Source organism: Polaribacter sp. PL03 (assembly GCF_033875165.1).
Taxonomy (GTDB): Bacteria; Bacteroidota; Bacteroidia; order Flavobacteriales; family Flavobacteriaceae; genus Polaribacter.
The window spans coordinates 1-6498 of the sequence record NZ_JAWZSV010000014.1 but is presented as its reverse complement, the minus strand read 5'-3'; the positions used below and the strand labels follow the sequence as shown (position 1 = coordinate 6498).

6 protein-coding genes are annotated in these 6498 nt (G+C 28.3%); all 6 read right to left on the bottom strand.

The genetic code is table 11. The features are described from left to right. Positions 1-215 precede the first annotated feature (215 nt). Positions 216-716: a hypothetical protein gene (locus SHK09_RS15070; protein ID WP_319811617.1), complete on the bottom strand. Its 501-nt coding sequence runs from the start codon at positions 714-716 to the stop codon at positions 216-218. A 676-nt stretch (positions 717-1392) separates the two neighbouring features. Then, positions 1393-2556, bottom strand: a complete 1164-nt coding sequence (locus tag SHK09_RS15065) for a hypothetical protein (RefSeq protein ID WP_319811616.1) — start codon at positions 2554-2556, stop codon at positions 1393-1395. 241 nt (positions 2557-2797) lie between these two features. Next, positions 2798-3088: a hypothetical protein gene (locus SHK09_RS15060; protein ID WP_319811615.1), complete on the bottom strand. Its 291-nt coding sequence runs from the start codon at positions 3086-3088 to the stop codon at positions 2798-2800. 36 nt (positions 3089-3124) lie between these two features. After that, complete coding sequence (locus SHK09_RS15055) at positions 3125-3568, bottom strand: hypothetical protein (RefSeq protein WP_319811614.1); 444 nt, start codon at positions 3566-3568, stop codon at positions 3125-3127. 396 nt (positions 3569-3964) lie between these two features. Further along, on the bottom strand, positions 3965-4291 hold the full coding sequence (locus SHK09_RS15050; RefSeq protein WP_319811613.1) for a hypothetical protein: 327 nt from the start codon (positions 4289-4291) through the stop codon (positions 3965-3967). 709 nt (positions 4292-5000) lie between these two features. Next, entirely contained in the window at positions 5001-6371 is a 1371-nt protein-coding gene (locus SHK09_RS15045) for a TlpA disulfide reductase family protein (protein ID WP_319811612.1), read from the bottom strand. Positions 6372-6498: the final 127 nt, after the last annotated feature.

Genomic DNA, 6498 nt, shown 5'->3' with positions numbered 1-6498 from the left:
TGTTCCACAAATATTCAGTTTTTTTGTTTTTCAGAGTTTCAATTCCGCATTTTTGGATTTTTGAGCAATGAAATATAACGTTGTTGTATATGGTTTGTTGCGTGTTTCAAGCAACTAATTTATTAAATAATTACCGACCAAGAAAGTCCGCGAGGACTTTCGTAAGTAGGCGAGAAGCCAGCAATAAATTATATACGGTGTTGTGCGTTCGTTTTTTATGTTATCATTGCTTTATCTCCTTTTTTTCCTTTTTTCACACGTTCTGAATAACCTGTGAAAAAGAAAGGAATATTGTCTTCAGTTCCGTTTTCGATTCGTTGCTTAACTTTCTCAAAAGCTAGAATTGATATTTCAAATTCAGGTTGTCCCGTAACTAAAATCGGTTGGTTTAATTGGTCGTACCAATAATATTTTCCGCCATAATTTCGTCTCGCAACTTCAAAAATATATGAGCCAGCTTGTGCAATTATATCTTCCAACATTCCAGAATCCATATCGTCTTTGTTTTCCGAGAATAAACTCAAAATTTCGTCATCTAAAACAGTTAAACTAGATTCACTATAATTTAATCCGTCATCAAGTCGTTCGTTGAAACTTGAAACTAGTCTTTCAGCATTATTTGTAGATTTTTCAATAAATTCTAATTGCGTTTCGTCAATCGGATTTTCATTAGTTTTTCCGTTTGTTTTTTTCTTAAAAAAGTCAAATATTCCCATAATTTTTATTTCATTCTAGATTTTTCTTAAATGACGCACAACGTTTTGGTATAAAAATAGTTGCGTTTTAAGTGCGCGAGGAATTTCCAACGGAAATTCAGAAGCTCACTTAAAAAAGCAACTGCCTTTGTTAAAGCACTAATTTAGCAATTTTTTTTATACGGTGTTGTAATTTGTTGTGAAACATTTGAGTAAACACATTTTGATTCCGTTTTCAACATTTCAGCGTTTGAGTTATTTTCCGCATTTTAACTTTAAAACACTTTTTCTAAAAAAAAAATCGTGAGCAAATTCCGCATTTTTGGTTTCGAGTTTGAGCAAATTCCAACGTTTTAATTCCGCAAATATTTTCAATTTCGTTTGATTTGTAATTCGCGAGAGAGTGTTCCACAAAATTCAGTTTTCCAACATTGCTGAATTCCAAATTTGAGTGATTTCCACAAAGATTTTAATTCAGAATTTGAGTGTCTTTTAGTTTTTTCACAAATTTAATTCGCTTTTTTTCAGCGTTTCAATTTTTCTGAACAATGAATTACAACGTTGTTGTATATGGTTTGTTGCGTGTTTCAAGCAACTAATTTAGTAAATAATTACCGACCAAGAAAGTCCGCGAGGACTTTCGTAAATAGGCGAGAAGCCAGCAATAAATTATATACGGTGTTGTAAGCAGTTTTTATTAGTAATATTCTATTTCTCTAATCGTAATTTCAGTTGTTTCTAAATCTTCGTGTGTTTTTCCTTCTTTTGTTTCTTTTTTTATCCAATTGCCAAAGTTATCATACTCATAATTATTAATAACAACTTTTATAGGTGTTCCAGATTCAGTCAAGTATTCTTCTAATTTTATGTTCTGGAATTTGTCATATTCGGTAACTTCAGTTTTATATTTATCAAATCTTAGCCGTCTATATTTTCCAATGACTTCGACATCTTTAGTTTTATTCCCAAACTCGTTGTATTCGTATTTGAAATTATATCCAATTATTGGTTCTTTATTTGGGTAGATATAATATCCTATCGATTCTATTTTGTTGCCATTATTATCGTACTTAAAGATTTGGTCTGTATTGTGAGGTGAGAATTGAGCAAGTTGAAACTTCCTAACTTGACGATTTTGATTGTCATACTCAAAGCCAAATAATGGTTTATACGTACATTCAGTTTTTCCATTCGATTTCATACATTGACCTTCCTCTATAATATTACCATTTAAGTCAAATTTAAAAATTCTTTCTTCAATGAAATTTCTTTTAAAGTTGTGAGAGGTTATTAGTATTAAATTATTGCTACTGTCATATTCATAATCTTCTTTTTCATATATGTAATTTTCTTTTCCTTCTTGAGTTTTTTCATTGTAATCACTAAAACCACCATACAAGTATTCCGTTTTTTTTGTGATTTTGTTTTCATTGTCAAATTTTTGCGATATTTCTTTGACAAGAATATTGTTCATATAATGTTTTTCAAGAATTAGATTCCAATTCTCATCATATTTGTAAGTTTCTCCATCTAATCCACTTACCATTTTATTTAGTTTAGAAACAAGTTTTCCATTTTTAAAATCGTAGTGGATTCCTTCGTCTCTCAAAGTTCTATTGATAACATCAACTCCTAATCCATTCTTAACTATTTTTAGTGGGATTCCATTTTTATCAAAATCATAGATATAATTTTCGGAATTATTGTTTTTTATGTTTTCCTTTTCAATTATGATTTTTTGAATTTTTTCTTTCAATTCAATATTTAACCTTTTCTCATCATCAAATTCAAAAGTTGTTTTTTCTTGTCCGAAAGTCAGAAGGGAAAAGATAAGAAGTGATATTGTAATTAAAAATTTCATTTTAGTTATTTAGTTTCTCAAAAATAATCCAGTTATTTCTTTTATAAAAATCATAATGAGTGAACTATGTTTTTGGTTGAGTAACGAGGTTTTTCTCAAATTGCTTACAACGTTGTTGTATAAGCTTTGTTGCGATGTTTAAGCAGTGAATTTACTAAATAAAACACGAACGGCGAAATTCCGCAGGAATTTCCCAAGTGAGCCAAAACCAGCAATAAAGTTTATACGGTGTTGTGTGTAGTTATTTTAATCCTTCTTCAATAGCATTTTTATATTCCAACAATAGCTTCGCTACAATTAGATTTTGCTCACTATTTGAAGTTAATCCCATAGAATCTATTTCAATATTTTTCAATTGATTTGTAATTTTTTCCAAATCCTCGTTTAGAACGTATTTAAGAATTGTCATTGTGTATGAACTATATTCACCTCTTGCGCAAGGTTCTTCAGACACTCCGATAGGATCCCAAACGTAATATAAAACTTCGTCAATTCTTCTTTCTAATTCCTTTATTTTTAACTTATTTGTCATTTGTTTTTTTAATTATTGTCGGTTTTGTGTAAATTTCTATTCCACTTTTCCATTTAAACCATTCCACGTCAGAGTTTCCTTTTCCAATTTTGAAAACTCACGAAATAATTCGCCTAATTTATTTAATTCAGCAGGATAGCAATTAATGTAAAATTCAGAAATAGATTTTTCAATTCCATTTTCGTTATTGTTTAATCTAATTCCGACAACACATTCGCTCGAATGTTTAATTAAAGAAAATTCACATTTGAAATAAAAAGCAAAATTGTCTTTTACTTTTTCAGAACCTAATTCCCAAAGAAATGTTTTTGTTTCTTTGAAAGGAAAAGACTCTAAAACATCTGCTAATTTTTCAAGTTTTTCAGCATTATCATAAATCTCAAGTTGCCCACAACTTTCTCCATTCGACGCTTTAAATATCAGGTTTATATGATAAGGTTCTTCGTAAGGATTTCGGATTATTTTAATGAATTTTTCCACTTATCGGTAGTTTCGGGTTTAATTACACACAACGTTGTTGTATATGGTTTGTTGCGTGTTTCAAGCAACTAATTTAGTAAATAATTACCGACCAAGAAAGTCCGCGAGGACTTTCGTAAGTAGGCGAGAAGCCAGCAATAAATTATATACGGTGTTGCCATTTCGTTGTTTTTATTCAGGTTTTTAATTATTGGGCTTAATTCCGTTTTCTGTTTTTTCAGTATTTGAGTAAATTCGTTTAGTTACTTATTCCGCAAACTTTTTCAATTCCGATTGAGTGAGTAATTCCGCAACTTGCTAAATTCATAGTGTAGTTCGGTTTTCACAAACCTTTTCAATTCCGAATAATTAATTATTCAGGTTTTAACTTAATTAAATTCAATCATAATATAAAGATTACATCATTGAAAATAGATTTAGAAACAATAATATGCCGCTCAATATTAGAATTATAATGTTTATTAATTTCCATATTTTTTTTAAATGCTTAAGATTAATACTACTTAAAATTACTGCTGAAATACTAAAAATTATACTAAAAATTGTTGTGCTCCATCTTCCATCTAGAAAATCTGGGAAATAATCCTTAAAAACAGAAACTCTTTCGGCTTGTGTTGTTCCTAAATTAAAAACATAAATCCATAAACTATATATTGAAAAAGGAATTATCAAGCAGATTAAACTAATTAAAGTTGAAATTTTCCATTTGGTTTGATTTTTCATAATAAAATTAGTTTTTTAATGTTCCGATTTTTTGAATCAGAGTTCGTTCCGCCAATGAATGGCAACGTTTTGGTATAAAAATTTTTGCGATTTAAAAATGCGGCAAATTTTCCACCGGAAAATTAGAAGTATTTTTAAAAAAGCAAAAAGCTTTGATAAGGCATAAAATTAAGCAATTTTTTTTATACGGTGTTGTAATTTTGTTGTGAAACATTTGAGTAAATACATTTTAATTCCATTTTCAACTTTTCAGCATTTGAGTGATTTCACACATTTTAACTTTAAAACACTTTTTCTAAAAAAAAAATCGCGGACAAAATTCCGCATTTTTGATTTTGTTTTTGAGCAAATTCCAACGTTTTAATTCCGCAAAGATTTTCAATTCCGTTTGATTTGTAATTCGCGAGAGAGTGTTCCACAAAATTCCGTTTTCAACATTTCAGCATTTGAGTGAATTCCACAAAAAAATTCAATTCAGAATTTGAGTGATTTAAAATTTATTCGTCTAAATTCAGTTTTTCAATTCGCTTTTTTTCAGCGTTTCAATTTTTCTGAACAATGAATTACAACGTTGTTGTATATGGTTTGTTGCGTGTTTCAAGCAACTAATTTAGTAAATAATTACCAACCAAGAAAGTCCGAGAGGACTTTCGTAAGTAAGCGAGAAGCCAGCAATAAATTATATACGGTGTTGTAAAACGTTTTTTTTCTACCAATATTTATTGCTTTTTATATCTTTTAATTTAGATAAAAATTGAGGCTCTTGTGGATGATAAAATGCTTGGTCAATCAGATTCATATTTTTGTCGATTAAAACATATCGAGGAATAGATTGTATCTCAATAAATTCAGTAAATCCTTTATTTTCTGGTTTTTGTTCATTAAACCAGTATGTAAGCTCTTGTTTTAGTTCTTTGGTCTTTAATTTCCATTTTTCTGTGTCTTTTTCTTTATCGATACTAAAGCTTATGACTTTTACATTTTTAGGAATGTTCATTTTATTCATCGTTTTCACACCTTGGATACATGGCGCACACCAAGTTGCCCAAAAGTCAATTAAATAGTATTGAGTTTTGTTTTGGCTTATGATTTTGGAAATTGATATTTGTTTTCCATCTATATCTAACAATGTCAACTTACTCAAATATTTCTTGAAATTTTCATTACTTAAAGGTGTAATTTGTTTCTTAATATAAGTTGAGTCTCGCTTATAAAAATCTGTTGTTTTTAACCAACTTACGGCTTGGTTATATCTTGTGTCTCCTTTATTATCTACAAATTTTAAAAATCGATATGCACCAATTGCTAATAATTCTATATAAGTTTTAGTGTATTTGTTTGTGTTCAATTCATTATAATTAAGGATTTCCGCATTATTTTTAAAATAATTGAACAAAAGTGCAGATTGCGCACTGCCAGTTAAAATTTCTTTACTCTTTTCCAGAAACTTCTTGATTCTTTCGTCTTTAGGCTTTATATTTTGAATTTTGTCTAAATAAAGCATTTCATTAATTAGAGAATTAACCTTTTGATTACTCGATAAATTTTTAAAAAATGTATTTAAACTGTCTAGTTCTTTTTCAAGTTCAGAAGTTTTTAGGTTTTTATTTTTAAAATATTTTATACCTAAATTTTGGTAGCTATTATAGATACTATCCGTTAAAATATTATTTGGCTGTTTTTTTATGTATTCTAAAATGGTTGAATCTAATTTAAGTTCAATATCTGGATAAACTTGATTTGCTATGAAGTGTCTATTGGTCATAATAAAATCATTATTTTTATTATAACTAAAAAATCCAAAATTCATTTGATAATTATCATAAAGTAGAGGAAGTTTTTTTACAAGAATACTATCATTTTCACTTCTATTTTTAAACTCTAAATAAAATTCGTCATAAGGTTTTAGCCAAACATTTAAAACTGTAAATGAATTTGCTGGCATATTGATTGAAATTGATAAGGAATCTCTCTTTTCAACTTTAATTATTTCTCCTAATTTATCTACATTAATTTGCTTTTCCTCTTTGCAAGATGTGAAAAAGATAAGTGTTATTATTAAAATTATTCCTCTGTTCATTTTGTATGTATTATACTGATATAGGTTGACCTTTTTTTAGGTTAATTTATACCGTTCAAACTTTTTTTTTAGTCGTTTAGAAGGCAAAAAATATTTTGAACTAGTTTTGTTTTTAAATTGTTAGTTC